Source organism: Flavobacterium gawalongense (assembly GCF_007097265.1).
GTDB lineage: Bacteria > Bacteroidota > Bacteroidia > Flavobacteriales > Flavobacteriaceae > Flavobacterium > Flavobacterium gawalongense.
Window position 1 is genome coordinate 1 of record NZ_VJZP01000030.1, and the last position, 15,645, is coordinate 15,645.

13 protein-coding genes, 1 rRNA gene and 1 pseudogene are annotated in these 15,645 nt (G+C 36.6%); 8 read left to right on the plus strand and 7 right to left on the minus strand.

The window, feature by feature from the left end:
• Positions 1–239: 239 nt before the first annotated feature.
• Positions 240–349: ribosomal RNA gene (gene rrf, locus FNW38_RS13990) — 5S ribosomal RNA — on the plus strand.
• Positions 350–498: 149 nt separating this feature from the next.
• Here rrf and FNW38_RS13995 read toward each other — a convergent pair.
• The 4 genes from FNW38_RS13995 to FNW38_RS14010 are packed head-to-tail and all read right to left on the minus strand — an operon-like array spanning position 499 to position 5,096.
• Positions 499–1,881, minus strand: coding sequence for an aldehyde dehydrogenase family protein (locus FNW38_RS13995; protein ID WP_144064971.1), 1,383 nt, complete (start codon positions 1,879–1,881; stop codon positions 499–501).
• The gene (locus tag FNW38_RS14000) at positions 1,872–2,540 is read right to left on the minus strand and encodes a gamma-glutamyl-gamma-aminobutyrate hydrolase family protein (protein WP_143388393.1); all 669 of its coding nucleotides are present in this window, start codon (positions 2,538–2,540) and stop codon (positions 1,872–1,874) included. Before FNW38_RS14000 ends, FNW38_RS13995 begins: the two co-directional genes overlap by 10 nt.
• A gap of 2 nt (positions 2,541–2,542) precedes the next feature.
• Positions 2,543–3,679: an iron-containing alcohol dehydrogenase gene (locus tag FNW38_RS14005; RefSeq protein ID WP_143388394.1), complete on the minus strand. Its 1,137-nt coding sequence runs from the start codon at positions 3,677–3,679 to the stop codon at positions 2,543–2,545.
• Positions 3,680–3,737: 58 nt separating this feature from the next.
• A complete protein-coding gene (locus tag FNW38_RS14010) occupies positions 3,738–5,096 on the minus strand; it encodes a glutamine synthetase family protein (RefSeq protein ID WP_143388395.1) in 1,359 nt (452 codons plus the stop codon).
• Between the two features lie 459 nt (positions 5,097–5,555).
• On the opposite strand from FNW38_RS14010, the pseudogene FNW38_RS17800 reads away from it, so the two are divergent.
• From FNW38_RS17800 to FNW38_RS14040, 7 genes and pseudogenes are all read left to right on the plus strand, one after another.
• Positions 5,556–7,280, plus strand: a pseudogene (locus tag FNW38_RS17800) (type I restriction endonuclease subunit R); the annotation flags it as partial.
• 183 nt (positions 7,281–7,463) lie between these two features.
• Positions 7,464–8,408 (plus strand): type I restriction-modification enzyme R subunit C-terminal domain-containing protein, encoded by a 945-nt coding sequence (locus tag FNW38_RS18010; RefSeq protein ID WP_394344770.1) that lies wholly within the window; start codon positions 7,464–7,466, stop codon positions 8,406–8,408.
• A 35-nt stretch (positions 8,409–8,443) separates the two neighbouring features.
• The gene (locus FNW38_RS14020) at positions 8,444–9,115 is read left to right on the plus strand and encodes a DUF433 domain-containing protein (RefSeq protein ID WP_143388396.1); all 672 of its coding nucleotides are present in this window, start codon (positions 8,444–8,446) and stop codon (positions 9,113–9,115) included.
• Positions 9,115–9,540, plus strand: coding sequence for a PIN-like domain-containing protein (locus FNW38_RS14025; RefSeq protein ID WP_143388397.1), 426 nt, complete (start codon positions 9,115–9,117; stop codon positions 9,538–9,540). Before FNW38_RS14020 ends, FNW38_RS14025 begins: the two co-directional genes overlap by 1 nt.
• 95 nt (positions 9,541–9,635) lie before the next feature.
• On the plus strand, positions 9,636–10,865 hold the full coding sequence (locus FNW38_RS14030; protein ID WP_143388398.1) for a restriction endonuclease subunit S: 1,230 nt from the start codon (positions 9,636–9,638) through the stop codon (positions 10,863–10,865).
• Between the two features lie 235 nt (positions 10,866–11,100).
• On the plus strand, positions 11,101–11,787 hold the full coding sequence (locus FNW38_RS14035) for a hypothetical protein (RefSeq protein ID WP_143388399.1): 687 nt from the start codon (positions 11,101–11,103) through the stop codon (positions 11,785–11,787).
• 2 nt (positions 11,788–11,789) lie between these two features.
• Positions 11,790–13,283, plus strand: a complete 1,494-nt coding sequence (locus FNW38_RS14040; protein WP_143388400.1) for a class I SAM-dependent DNA methyltransferase — start codon at positions 11,790–11,792, stop codon at positions 13,281–13,283.
• 161 nt (positions 13,284–13,444) lie between these two features.
• On the opposite strand, the gene FNW38_RS14045 is transcribed toward FNW38_RS14040, so the two are convergent.
• The 3 genes from FNW38_RS14045 to FNW38_RS14055 all read right to left on the minus strand — a co-directional run bounded on the left by FNW38_RS14045 (position 13,445) and on the right by FNW38_RS14055 (position 15,498).
• The gene (locus FNW38_RS14045) at positions 13,445–14,104 is read right to left on the minus strand and encodes an endonuclease III domain-containing protein (RefSeq protein WP_143388401.1); all 660 of its coding nucleotides are present in this window, start codon (positions 14,102–14,104) and stop codon (positions 13,445–13,447) included.
• Between the two features lie 103 nt (positions 14,105–14,207).
• A complete protein-coding gene (msrB, locus tag FNW38_RS14050) occupies positions 14,208–14,597 on the minus strand; it encodes a peptide-methionine (R)-S-oxide reductase MsrB (protein ID WP_143388402.1) in 390 nt (129 codons plus the stop codon).
• A 34-nt stretch (positions 14,598–14,631) separates the two neighbouring features.
• Entirely contained in the window at positions 14,632–15,498 is an 867-nt protein-coding gene (locus tag FNW38_RS14055; RefSeq protein ID WP_143388403.1) for an alpha/beta fold hydrolase, read from the minus strand.
• Positions 15,499–15,645: the final 147 nt, after the last annotated feature.

Below are 15,645 nucleotides of genomic sequence, written 5' to 3' on the forward strand. Positions count from 1 at the left end.
ACTACGTTGATAGGCTATAGATGTAAAGGCAGTAATGTCATAGTCGAGTAGTACTAATAACCCGTAAGCTTATGTACAATCCTCCCCCCAGCCCCCTGCGAAGCAGGGGGTGACTACACGCAAGTGTGGGGGGAAGAAACTTTCTAATAATACTTTTTTCTTTATCTCAGTATGTTAAGATATTACTATAATTATGAATTGTTAATTATGGATAATTGCCCAAAGCAATTATAACCTCTTAAGGTGGTTATTGCGGCGGGGCTCACCTCTTCCCATCCCGAACAGAGTAGTTAAGCCCGCCTGCGCAGATGGTACTGCAGTTATGTGGGAGAGTATGTCGTCGCCTTTCTTTTGAAAAACCCTGTTCCTATCGGAATGGGGTTTTTTGTTTTATAATTGATTTTGGATTTTTCGGGATCAATGGATCAATCCTAAAACCTGTGGAGCGATAAAAATTATGCATAAATCCCAAAACCTGGGATCAATCCTAAATCAAATTTATTTCTTCCAGTCTCCTCTTAAATGATAGGCTTTGGGTTTGGTAAAAGCCCGAATTCCCGCGTGTGAAAGTGTAGCGCCAAAACCGGAATGTTTTCGTCCAGACCAAGGCAACGCTGCAGAAACCCTATCACAACAATTCCAATAACCCGTTCCTGAATTTACTTTTGAAAGAATTGCTTCGGCGCGTTTTTGTGATACAGAATACACCGAAGCTGTCAGTCCATAATCAGTGTCATTCATCAAATGAATGGCTTGCTCATCATCTTGGACTTTCATAATCCCGATAATTGGTCCAAAAGATTCTTCCTGCATCACGAGCATATCGTTAGTGACATTAGACAAAACCGTTGGTTCAAAATAGTTGCCGGGTTTGTTGATTCGTTTTCCGCCACATTCCAATTTTGCTCCTTTTTCCAAGGCATCTTTCACTTGGTTTTCCAAGATTTCAATTTGTTCGGGTCTTGTTAATGCTCCTAAATATACCCCTTCTTCTGTTGGTAAACCCGCTTTCCAAGATTTTACTTCTTCAACAAAAGCCTGTACATACGCATCATAATTTTTTTCTTGGACATAAATGCGTTCTACCGAGCAACAACTTTGCCCGTTGTTGTAAAAGGCGCCATCAGCAGTGCCAATTGCAATATTTTTCAGATCTTCGACATCGTTGGTTACGTAAAGAGGATCTTTTCCGCCAAGTTCTATTTGGCAAGGAACCATTTTCGGAGCCACTTTTTTATAAATATATTGTCCCGTTTTATAAGAACCGGTAAAGAAATAGCCGTCAAAAGCCATTTCCAATAATGCTGCTCCTATGTTTCCTTTTCCAATGGCAATTTCGAAAACATTAGCGGGAACGCCAGCTTCCAAAAGCAGTTTTTGGATTTCTAATCCCGTTAAAGAGGAAAATTCCGATGGTTTATACAATACTGTATTTCCAGCAAGTAGCGCAGGTACAATCACGTTGATTCCCACTAAATAAGGATAATTCCAAGCCGATATATTGCAAATAACTCCAAGAGGTTCATAGGCAATTTTCTCTCCCATTCCTTCTTGTTCCACCATATATTCGTCAGCCAAATATTTTCCCGCATTGCTGCAAAGCCAGGAAATTCTGGCTCTTGCGCCATTGATTTCGTTTCTGGATTGTTGTGTGGGTTTGCCAACTTCAGACGTTAAAATTTCAGCTAGGGTTTCTATATTTTTTTCCAACAAATCGTGGAATATCATTATGATTTTCCGTCTTTGTTCTACTGTTTTGGCTTGCCAATCGAGTTGTCCTTTCTTTAAATCATTAAATTTTTCAGACAAACTTGCTTTATTATCTTGGTTTATTTTTGCTATTTCCTTTCCGTTTGCAGGATTTATTATTTCTAATTGCATATTTTTTCTATTAAAGCTTTTCGTATGTTTTTGCTGAAAGGACTTTCTAAATCACTCATTCTTTCTGGATGCCATTGCACCGCCAAAAGAAATTGTTCCTCTGGATTTGTAGATTCTATAACTTCTATAACTCCATCTTCGGAATGCGCGACTGCTTTTAAATCAGTTCCCAATTTTTCAATGGATTGATGATGTGAACTGTTAACTTCCCCAGTTTCCTCTTTCACAATCGAATAAAAGAAGGAGTTTTTCTCTACTTGAACTTGGTGTTTTTTGTCTTCTGTTCCTTTTTTATGAATTTCGTTTTTGCTTTCGCCATTATCTAAATGCAAAGTTCCACCTTTGTAAACATTGATTAATTGCAAACCTCTACAAATTCCCAAGATTGGTTTATGTGATTTCAAGGCTTTTGCCAAAACCTCCATTTCAAATGTATCCCGTTTTGTATTGAATGTTTCAGGTGCATTTGCATAATCTACCTTTTCGTTGGGTTCCATATCGATACCGCCAGTAAACACGACCGCATCGCAATTGGCGACATCTTGCAAATTATTTTTTTCATACGACAGTTCAACGATGTCGATGTTTTCATCATTTCCTTTTATCCAGCGAGGATAATTGTGATAATTTGTTTCGGAAAATGTTACTCCAATTTTCATTTTTAAAGTGCTTCTAAATACAGTTTTTTGAAATCTTCCCTGCTTACCGGTTTTGGATTATTTGGGTGTGCAAAATCTTCAATTGCTAAATCAGCAAGAGTTTCAATATGTTCTAATTTCACTCCGATAGCACTTAATTTATGCGGAATATTTATTTTGGTATTCAAGTCAAACAGATATTGTACAACAGCTTCGCCGGTATGTTCTTTTAGTTCCAAGGTTTGGGCAATTCTTTTGAACTTATCCTCGTTTCCTGCAATATTGAAACGCATTCCATAAGGAATATTCACGGCATTTGCCAATCCGTGGTGTGTGTCCAACAAAGAAGAAAGTGGGTGTGCCAAAGAGTGCACCACACCAAGCCCCTTCTGGAAAGCGATGGCGCCCATCATCGAGCCCAACAACATTTTAGAACGAGATTCCATATCGGGATTGTTGGTGGCTTTTTCCAAGGATTCGCTGATTAATCGTATTCCTTCAAGTGCAATTCCATCACAAATAGGATGGTAATTTTTCGCCAAAAATGCTTCCATATTATGCGTCAAAGCGTCCATTCCGGTGGCTGCCGTTATAAATGCCGGCAATTCCATCGTGAGCATTGGATCGGCAAAAACGATTGCCGCCAACAGTTTTGGCGAAAACAATATCTTTTTTTGGTGTGTTTCATCGTCCGAAATAATAGCGCTTCGACCCACTTCACTTCCGGTTCCGGCTGTGGTAGGAATGGTGATAAGCGTTGGCACGTCATTGGTAATATACACATCTCCGCCTATTAAATCGTCGTATTTAAATAGGTCTTCCCGGTGATTGATTCGCAAGGCAATGGCTCTTGCCACGTCTAAGGCAGCACCGCCACCAATGCCAATAATGCAATCACATTTGGCATTATCATACCCATCGCCACCTTTGTAAACGTCTGATTTTACAGGGTTTTTATGAATGTCATAAAATACTTCCGGTTCAAAACCTGCATTTTGCAAATCTGCAACTATTGTCTTGAAGAAAGGCAAGGCAAAGACATTTGGATCTGTTACCAATAATGGTTTTTTGAAACCATTTTTCTTCAAATATTCGGGTAGTTCTTTTATTACTCCAGCTCCAAAACGTATCGTCGTTGGAAAATTAAATTGTGAAATCATTGTTATGCTTTTATAATTTAAGATTTTGTATTTTCATTACTCCAGTTTTAAGAAGACATTATATTATCTCGAAATATCTTTTCATTTCCCAGTCAGTAACAACTTTAGCAAATTGGCGCCATTCCCATTCTCTTGTTTCCGTAAAATGTTTTACAAAGGTATCGCCAAAAAGTTCATTGGCAATTTTTGAATCACGCATTTTCAAGGTGCTGTCAATCAAATTTTTAGAAAGGCGTCCGTTGCTTTCGTCGGTGTATCCGTTTGCGAGAGTTCGGGGTTGTTTCAATTGTAAGTTGTTTTTTATACCATACAAACCGGCAGCCAGACAAGCGGCTATTGCCAAGTGAGGATTGGTGTCGGCACCAACGATTCTGGTTTCCAGTCGGCAGGATTTTGAACCTGCAGGCAATGATCTCAACGCCACGGTGCGATTATCAACTCCCCAAGTAAGGGTTGTTGGCGCCCAAGCTCCTTCGACTAATCGTTTGTAGGAGTTTATTGTTGGGGCAATCATTGGCAATATTTCTGGTAAACAAAGCAATTGTCCTGCTATGTAACTGCGCATCAGATCACTCATCTTGTTTGGATCTTTTTCGTCGAAAAACAGATTTTTGCTAGCATCGGCATTCCAAATACTTTGATGAATATGGCCTCCGCAACCAGGCAAATTTTCTGAAATTTTTGCCATAAAAGTTGCCATAACTCCGTGTTTATAGGCAATTTCTTTTACAGCAGTTTTAAACAAAGTTGCTCTGTCGCCTGACAAAATCGTTGTTCCGTATTGAATGGCAACTTCATAAGTTCCTGGACCGGTTTCGGTATGAAGTCCTTCTACAGGAATATCAAATTTCGTCAGTAAATCGAACAAATCCGTGAAATAATCATTCTTTAATGAAGTTCTCAAAATCGAATAACCAAACATTCCCGGTGTGAGTGGAGTAAGGTTTTGGAAATTTTTGGCTGCAGCTGATTCAGGTGTTTCAGCAAAATTGAACCATTCGAATTCTTGGGAAACAAAAGGCGTGAATCCCGCTTGATTAGCTTGTGATTCTATTTTTTTTAATAATTGTCTTGGGCAAATTTCAAGTGGACTTCCGTCATTTTTGATAAATTCACCCATTAAAAAAGGAACATCATTTTCCCAAGGAATTTTCCTAAAAGTGTTGAAATCAAGTCTTACTTTAGCATCAGGATAACCGCTATGCCATCCTGTATAAGTGCCGTTGTCATAAGCAACATCGGCCATATCCCAACCAAAAATGACATCGCAGTAACCAAAATCGCTTTCGCAAATGGTACTGAATTTTTCGGCAGAAATATATTTCCCTCTCAAAACACCGTCAATATCGACGATAGCCAGTTTTACCTTGCCGGATGGATGCTGTTTTATATAATCAATAATTTCAAGTTTATTCATTTGGATATTTATTTTGGAATTAATAAAATCTTTATAAATATAGTTTTTAGTTTTCGTTATATTTTTAAATCAATCAAATCCTTTCTAAAATTTACAAACACTTGATTTAAGAAATTCAGATTACTTTCATAACAAATCTATAAAATTTAGGAAGAATTAAAGATTTTATTTTTTTTATGAAAAAGTTGAATAATTATGTAGCTATCATTAAAGTATTGCGATTACGGATTCAGAATTGTAAGTAATTGCCCCTGCAGATGGTACTGCAGTTATGTGGGAGAGTATGTCGTCGCCTTTCTTTTGAAAAACCCTGTTTCTAGCGAATCAGGGTTTTTTGTTTTATAATAGGTTTTATAAATTGTAGGAATTACTTTTTAATTGTATTTTAGCTCTCAAAATTTGTAATAGTGTGTTCACTAATTTTTATACCTTTAACATAATTACATTCTGACTTAGTTCATGCTTAACCAAAACCCAGAACAAATTTCGCGAGATAACATTGACAAACAATTAGTTGATTGTGGGTGGATTATTCAGGATAAGAAAAAAACAAATCTTGCGGCTGGTTTGGGAGTTGCTATCAGGGAGTACCAAACCGATATTGGTCCAGCGGATTACGTTTTGTTTGTAGATAAAAAAGCCGTTGGTATCATTGAAGCCAAACGCGAAGAAGAAGGGATTCATTTAACTTCAGTTGAAGAGCAATCTTCTCAATATGCTAACGCCAAACTCCGTTTATTAAATAACGACCCATTGCCTTTTGTATATGAAAGCACGGGAGAAATCACTCGTTTTACCGATTACAGAGATCCAAAACCCCGCTCTCGAAACGTTTTTACTTTTCATCGTCCAGAAACTTTCTTGCAATGGTCGAAAGAATCTAAAACCTTGCGTGCTCGCTTGTACGACATCCCGATGCTGCCAGTTGATGGTTTACGGGATTGCCAAATTACAGCCATTACCAATTTAGAAAAATCATTCAAAGACCAACGCCCGAAAGCCTTGATTCAAATGGCTACTGGTTCAGGTAAAACTTTCACAGCGATTTCTTTTATTTATCGTTTGTTGAAATATTCCAAAGCCAAACGGATTCTTTTTTTGGTAGATACGAAAAACTTGGGAGAACAAGCTGAAGGTGAATTCCGTTCCTATACTGCCAGTGAGGATAACTGTTTGTTTACCGAATTGTATGGCGTAACTCGTTTGAGTAGTTCGTTTATTCCTAATGACAGTCAAGTGTATATTAGCACCATCCAACGAATGTATTCCATTTTGAAAGAAACGGAATTGGACGAAAGTGCTGAAGAGGAAAACCCAAATGAACTACGCTTTGAACCTAAAGAACCTGTTCCTGTCGGGTATAATTAAAAAGTGCCGATTGAGTTCTTTGATTTTGTGGTTATTGACGAATGCCATCGCAGTATTTACAACTTGTGGAAACAAGTATTAGATTATTTTGATGTGTTTCAAATTGGGTTGACGGCTACTCCAGATAATAGAACCTTTGGTTATTTTAACCAAAATCTGGTTTGCGATTATGGGTATGAAAAAGCCGTCATTGATGGTGTTTTGGTTCCGTATAATGTATTTACGGTAGAAACTAAAATCACCAAAGAAGGAAGCGTCATAAACATAGGTGAAAAAGTGGACAAGCGAGAACGACTTACCCGAAAAAGATTTTGGGAAGCCATTGATGAAGATGAAGTCTATAGCGGTAAACAATTAGACAAAGACATTGTAAATCCAAGTACCATACGAACGATTATCAAAGCGGTGAAAGAAAACCTGCCGGCTATGTTCCCGGATAGGTTCTTCACCCCGACCATCTCCAAAGGAGAGGGAGACGAAACCGAAATTGGGAGTAGTGAAATTTTGGTTGATGCTTATGCTGATGGATTTGAAGTGCCGAAAATGCTCATATTTGCTAAAACCGATTCCCATGCCGAAGACATTATCGAAATCGTGCGTGAGGAATTTGGAGAAGAAAATAAATTCTGTAAAAAGATAACCTATAAAAGTCTAGAAGATCCCAAATCGGTTTTGCAACAATTCCGAAACGATTATTACCCTCGTATTGCTGTAACGGTTGACATGATTGCCACAGGAACTGATATTCGTCCGCTCGAAGTATTGTTGTTTATGCGCGATGTAAAAAGCCGTTCTTATTACGAACAAATGAAAGGTCGTGGCACGCGAACTTGTTCCGTGGAGGAATTGAAAGCCAAAGGAACCCCTTCGGCTAAATACAGTAAAGACCATTTTGTGATTATTGATGCTATTGGTGTCGAGAATTCTCAAAAAACCGATAGCCGACCGTTAGAAAAAGCACCGGGAGTTTCCCTAAAAGACGTGTTGCAAAACATTGCCATGGGAAATACTTCGGAGGATATGTTAACTACGCTTGCCAATCGTTTGATTCGTTTGGAACGCCAACTTTCGGAAAAAGACAAACTCAAATTTGCTGAACAAGCCAATGGTTTTACCATCAATCATATAGTGAAACAATTGTTGAATGCACACGACCCGGATTCCATTGAAAAAGTGGAATTAGGAGTGAAATCTAATTTAAGAGGACAAGCGCCTATTGAAATTGAAGCCGCAATCGAAAAAGGAAAACAACAGTTAATTGAAGATGCTGTTGCCGTTTTTCACAATCCTGACTTACGTGATTTTATTGTGGACATTCGCAAGAAATACGACCAGATTATTGATGTCGTAAACATTGATATGATTACCAACATAGGCTGGGTAAAAGACCAAGATGCAGCAGCCAATACAACAACAACGGATTTCAAAACTTGGATAGAAAGCAATAAAGACGAAATTACTGCTTTGCAGATTTTCTATGCTCAAGATTATCGCCATAGGGAGTTCTCGTACAAAATGATTAAAGATTTGTGTGAAAAACTCAAAACTGAAAAACCTTTGTTAGCTCCATTAGCCGTTTGGCGTGCCTACGAGCAATTGGAAAAAACAAACGGTTCTGCCAAAAATGAATTGATTGCCTTAGTTTCATTGATTCGAAGAGTAAGCGGCATTGATACTACGCTCACGGCTTATGATAAAACCGTAGACAAGAATTTCCAAGATTGGGTATTCAAGAAACAAGCAGGAACTCTAAAGTTTACCGAACCCCAAATGCAATGGTTACGTATGATGAAAGACTATGTAGCCAACAGTTTTCATATAGATCGAGACGATTTTGATTTAAGCCCTTTCAATGCCGAAGGCGGATTGAGTAAAATGTGGCAGTTGTTTGGTGAAGACACCGATGCGATTATTAATGAATTAAATGAGGTATTGGCTGCATAAAAAAGCATAATTTTGTATCAACTTTAAATTTAGAAATGTTCGAAAATCATTTACAACTTGGCAATGGAGTTTTTACTACGCAAGAAATTGCGCAGATTCTTCGTGTGCCATACCCTAAAGTTAGAAACTGGATTACTCAATATTGGGATGGTGAACTGGGAAAATGTTATGAACAACAATATTCTTGGTCTGTTGGAAATACTCGTGCTGTTGGTTTTCATACACTCATTGAGTTTTATGTAATGATGCAATTTACATTAGCCGGAGTAAAAACTAAAGCAGTTTTAAAAGCACACAAAGAACTAGGAGAGCATTTTAAGACCAATTTCCCTTTTGCAAAAAAAGAAGTATTAGACCATATCTCAACTGATGGTTTAAAAGTATATTTTAAAATAAATGATGTAAATATAACTCTTGATGGAAGCAAGCAATTCAATTTAGACATTATCAAAATGTTTTTTAAGAATTTAGATTTTGATAATGATATGTTAGCTTCTCGTTTTTGGCCAATGGGCAAAAGCCATAAAGTAGTTTGTGATCCGCATAGAAAGTTTGGACAACCTATATTAGATGGCACAAGTATTCAATCGGAAGCTATTTACAGAATGTATCTTGCCAAAGAACCCATGAATTTTATTGCTTCTATTTATGAAATTCCATTAAAGTCGGTTAAAGATGCCATAGCTTTTCATAAAAATGCAGCTTAATGGTAAAAAAATACAAAATCTATATTGATGAAAATATGCCAAGCCAATTGGCTCATGGTTTACATACTTTGCAACAACCTCAAAACGCAAAAGATGGTTTCGATATAGAAGTACTTTCTATCAAAGATGTATTTGGACAAGGAGCACAAGATGAAGATTGGATACCAATAGTTGGTGCTGAAAACGGTATTGTAATCACTCAAGATTTTAGAATACAATCCCAAAAACACCAACGCGAGTTATATATAGAAAGTGGCGTTGGTATTTTATTTCTTAATCCCCCTTCAAATGGTGGATTTTCTTATTGGGATTTAGTTAAAAAATTAATTTCGGAATGGGAAGACATTAAGAAAATAATCAAAAAAAACAAAACGCCTTTTGCTTACAGAGGAACATCAAGAACAAAATTTGAGAAAATGGATTAGTTTTTATTTGATAAGAATAAATCATATAAAAACACGCTATTTTACAGCAATATCTAATTTGACTACAACTCAAAATTATTAATAATTTGCCTTTAATGACACAAAAGAATAAATTACCAAAAGATTGGAAATGGGTTAAACTCAAAGAAGTTTGTGAAGTTATTACAGGTACAACACCCCCAAAATCTGATATGACTAATTATGGAAAGGATATACCCTTTTTTAAACCACCTCATTTATGGGATGGTTTAATTGGTGAAACAGAAGAAATGCTTTCTTCAAAAGGAGCTACTAAAGCTAGAATTGTACCTCGAAACACTGTATTAGTTACTTGTATTGGTAATCTTGGAAGAACAGGTTTTGTAATGAAAGAAGCTGCATTCAATCAGCAAATAAATGCAATACTTGAAAATGAAAAGATTGACGGAAAATATATCTTTTACCAAGCACAATCACCAACTTTTAGAAATCAATTAGGAAAACTAGCTACTGGAACAACCGTTTCTATAGTAAATAAAGGAAATTTTGAAACTATTAGTATTCCTTTGGCTCCACCAAATATTCAACAAGCAATTGTCTCCAAAATAGAAGAACTATTTAGCGAGTTAGACAAAGGCATTGAAGATTTAAAAACCGCACAACTGCAACTCAAAACCTATAGACAAAGCGTGTTGAAATATGCTTTTGAAGGGAAGTTGACAAATAAAAAGGTTAAGGAAGGAGAATTACCGAAGGGATGGAAATGGACAAATGTAAAAAATATAACAACTCTTTTGGGTGATGGTTTACACGGAACTCCAAAATATGATCCTGATGGTGATTACTATTTTATTAATGGTAATAACTTAACCGATGGCAAAATAGAAATTAAAGAGAATACAAAAAAAGTTTCCAAAATTGAATTTGAAAAATATAAAAAACAATTAAATGATAAAACCATTTTTGTCTCTATAAATGGTTCACTAGGTTATACAGCTTTCTATAATAATGAACCTGTAATCCTTGGGAAAAGTGCTTGTTATTTTAATGTAAAAGAAGATATTGATAAACACTATATTAGATACATTTTTACTAGTCAAAGATTTACAAATTATTCCATTAAAGTTGCAACTGGAAGTACAATAAAAAATGTTTCTCTTAAATCAATGAGAGAATTTGAAATTCCGCTTCCATCAATCGAAGAACAACACCGCATCGTCCAAGAAATCGAAAGCCGTTTGAGCGTTGCCGATAAAATGGAGGAAAGCATCAGTCAAAGTTTATTCCAAGCCGAGGCATTGAGACAGAGTATATTGAAAAAGGCGTTTGAGGGCAAACTTGTATAATATGTACCGAGCCTACGGCTCTCTATGACGGTGGCGTTTTGTTGTGTCAACTGGACTGAAGTCCAGCCTTACAAAATGGGTCGAGCCGATGGCTCTGAGACGTAATGAATAAATCCCGTTGGGATGACCAATGTTGTAGCAACGGATTTTAATCCGTTGATATTAAAAACAAAACGAGCAAAAAGTTCCGTAGGAAGGACACGTATTATTGAATTTTAAAATAACAGATTATAATATGGAATTACAATCAGAAGGACATTGTATTTTTTGCAATGAATACTTTTCTCAAAAAGACATCGGCAAGCATTTGGCGACTCATTTGAAAATAAAGGAAAAGGAAGATAAAGGAAAAAAAACAAATGGCTTCAATCACATAGTGGTTGAAGCAGATGTTATGTTTTTGCAGCTACTGGTGAGAAGTACTTGTGAGATGGAAGAAATCGACAATTTCCTAAGAGATATTTGGTTAGAGTGTTGTGGTCATGACAGTGGTTTTCACATCAAAAGAGGAGAAGAAATCGAGATGGATGATATTGTTGGTAATGTATTAACACCTAAAACCAAAGTCTCCCACGACTATGATTACGGTACAACTACCAGAACATTTATAAAAAGCGTAAAAGTATATGATTTAGACTTTGATGATGATGACATTGTTTTGCTGTCAAGAAATGAACCCTTAAAGATTATGTGTTCTGTCTGCAATAAAAAAGCAGCGACTGTATTATGTTCGGTATGCTTGTGGGAGGGCGATTCCTATTTTTGTAATACCTGTGCCAAAAAGCATGCTAAAACCTGTGAAGATTTTGACGATTATGCCAGTATGGATGTGGTGAATTCCCCTCGAATGGGAGAATGTGGTTATGAAGGAGGCAGTTTTGATAAAGAAAGAGACGGCGTGTATAAAGAAAGAAAAAAGTAAAAATGAGCAAAGATAATTCAGCAAACACTTCAAGTATAGTTTCCAAAGTATGGGCATTTTGTCAAACCCTTAGAGACGATGGCGTGGGCTATGGCGACTACTTGGAGCAATTGACCTATTTGCTTTTCCTGAAAATGGCAGACGAATACAGCAAGCCTCCCCACAACAGAGAAATGCCAATTCCTGCGGAGTATGCTTGGGAAACCTTGACTACCAAAAGTGGTACTGAGTTAGAGTCACATTATAACATCATGTTGCGTGAGTTGGCCAAAGAAAAAGGCATCTTGGGGCAAATCTTTGTCAAGAGCCAAAACAAGATACAAGACCCAGCCAAGTTATATAAATTGATTGCGCTCATTAATGCCGAGAATTGGATTTTGATGGGCGTAAAAGACAAAGGCGATATTTATGAAGGCTTATTGGAGAAAAATGCCGAAGACACTAAAAGTGGTGCAGGTCAGTACTTCACGCCACGTCCATTAATCAAAGCAATGGTCGAATGCTTGCGTCCTGAACCGTTAAAAACCATAGCGGATCCGGCTTGTGGTACAGGAGGATTTTTCTTGGCGGCGTACGATTGGATTGTGGACAATCGTGATTTAGACAAAGAAGCTAAACAATTCCTGAAATACGAAACGTTTTTCGGAAACGAGATTGTAGCCAGTACCAGACGTTTGGCACTGATGAATTTGTTCTTGCATAATATTGGCGATATTGATTCCGATAATTTTATTTCGCCCAATGATTCCTTGATTACGGATTCAGGTACGCGCTATGATTATATTTTAGCCAATCCGCCTTTTGGTAAAAAAAGTAGTATGACCTTTACCAATCAAGACGGCGAACAAGAGAAAGAAGATTTGACTTATAACCGTCAGGATTTTTGGGTAACTACGAGCAACAAACAGTTGAACTTTGTGCAACACATTCGCACGATGCTCAAAACAACAGGAATGGCAGCAGTGGTGTTGCCTGATAATGTTTTATTTGAAGGCGGAGTGGGTGAAACGGTACGTAAAAAACTATTGGAAACCACCGATTTGCACACCATATTGCGTTTGCCAACAGGGATTTTCTATGCCAATGGTGTAAAAGCAAACGTATTGTTTTTTGATGGAAAACCGTCAAGTAAGGACGTTTGGACAAAAGAAACCTGGGTGTATGATTACAGAACCAATATTCATCATACGCTAAAAAAGAATCCATTAAAACTAAAAGATTTAAAAGATTTTATTGCTCTTTACAACCCTGAAAATAGAAACAAACGTACTGAAACCTACAATGCAGCAACCAATCCCGAAGGACGTTGGAGAAAGTTCTCTTACGATGAAATCATTGCCAGAGATAAAACGAGTTTAGACATCACTTGGTTAAAAGACAAATCCTTGGCGGATTTGGATAATTTACCCGATCCCGATGTTTTGGCGTTGGAAATCGTGGAGAATATTGAGGCTAGTCTGGATAGTTTTAGGGTGATTATTGCTTCGTTGAAGTAAACTTGTGGATGTATATTGATCCGTGTTTCGGTTTTATGTGGAGGGATAAATTAGGGTCAAAAGGGTCAAAACCTAATATGTAAAAACAAACAGCTATTGTTTCTTAAAAGTATATAAATATAAAATGGTTTGACTTTTCAATTCTAAAGTCAAACCATTTTTTATAAATCCAAACCTTCCTTCAATAACTTTTTATAATACTCACAAACCGCATTAATCGGACATTCCGGGCATTGGGGTGTCGGACGACAAATTTCTCTTCCCAGAAACGAAATTGCCATCCCGATTTCTCCCCAAATTTCTCTTGGGAGTACTTGCATGAGTTGTTTTTCGGCTTTAATTCCGTCTTTGGCTTCGGTAATTAATCCAATTCTGGGCGCTACTCTAATAACATGTAAATCGGCAATAATTCCTTTTGCGGGAACTTTTGCTTCCCGCATGATCACATTCGCTGATTTTCGTCCAATACCTTTCAGGGCAACTAAATCCTCCATAGTAAGCGGAATATTCTCGTCTTTTTTGATGGTTTGAGCGATTTCCAACAACCAGTTGGCTTTGGTTCCAAAGTTCCTGACATTGGAGATATAAGGGATTAATGCATCTACATTCGAAACAGACAAACTTTTCATATTTGGGTATACTTCAAATAAAGCAGGAGCAATTTTATTGATATGAGCATCAGAATCTTGTGCAGATAAAACAACCATAACCAAAAGCTGGTATAAATTGTGGTAATCTAACGGATGTTTTCGTCCTTTATACTTTGTTAAAATTGGTTCTAATTTTTTAGCCCAATCATTTGAGGTTTCAAATAAATCCATGGCATTATTTTTCTTTAAAATTATCTGACTTATTGTTTCTCACTTTTGATGATTTGTCATTTATATCTCGCAAAGTCGCAGAGACGATACCCATTGTCGTTTATTACTCTTTAAAATCTACTGATAAAGAATTCACACAATAGCGTTGTCCAGTTTTGGTAGGTCCATCGTCAAATACATGTCCGAGGTGGCTGCCACAATTGGCACAAAGGATTTCAGTACGTTTCATTCCATATGTGACATCCGAAATATATTGTACTTTTCCAGGAATCGATTCATCAAAAGAAGGCCAACCACAATGCGCATCAAATTTGGAGTTGCTTTCGAATAAAGGTTCTCCGCAGGCACCACAGCAATACGTTCCTTTTTCGTAATGTAGGTTATAGGTTCCGGTATGAGGATATTCGGTTCCTTTTTGACGAAGAATTCGGTAGCGCTCTTCACCCAATTGTTCTTTCCATTCTAGTTCTGTTTTTTCGATAGGATATTTCATGTTTTTAAGTTTTTTGCATAACGTTGTAAAACAGTTATTTGTTTTGAATAAATTGAACTGTTTTTTCAATTACTTTATGGTTACCAAGAATTTTTCTATGCCCTAATCCATCGGTTAGGAGTAACTCTCCATTTTTTAGGTATTTATGAATGTGCATTGCTGCTGTTACCGGAACTTCGGGATCATTATTATCATGGATAACTAAGACAGGAATAGTAGTCTCTTTTGCGGCTAAATAAGCAGAATAACTGTTCATATCTTCTTTATATTTTTTTTCAAAATACAAACGCAAACGCGTGCTTATACTTGGTTTCAATTTTAATTTTGCCACAAAATCATCCATGATATCTTGCACGATATCGCCACTGCCAATAACTACGGCATGATTTACTTTTAATCCTTTTTTTATAGCATTCAAAACGGACATTCCACCTAATGAGTGGCCAACTGCGGCTTCAAATGGACCAAATTGTTTGTCAATTTCTAAAATTGTAGCAATAAAGTCGGACATAATGGACGTTTTTCCGGGTGATTTTCCGTGTGCGGGTGCATCAAAACTTACGGTGGAATATTCTGTTTTTAGTAATTCGTCAGCTATTTTGAATAACTGTGTTCCGCGTCCTGACCAGCCGTGAACTAATAAAATTTTCTTTTCACTTTTACCATATTGATATAAAACGACCTCTTTGTCAATTGCCGGAATTTTGATTAATTTTTGGACACTATTACGGTCCATTTCTAATTCTCTTTTTGGAATTTTATGTTTTATGGGCGTAGTAAAGAGTTTAGCAATAAATAATGTTATTAATTTTGGCGAAATAAACGAGATTAATTTACTTGTTAATAAGATAATCTTAGGAATTTTCAATGATTGTGTATGAATAGAAGTTTTTTTTGTCATTTCAATAAATTTTCAAGCGAGTTATTATGTTATAGTTTTTTTACTAAATTTAGAAAAACATAAAAGTAATATTTTTTACAAAGTTTTTATTGGGATTAACATAAATACTGGAATAATAAATATTTAGAATTGTTAAAAAATTAATTG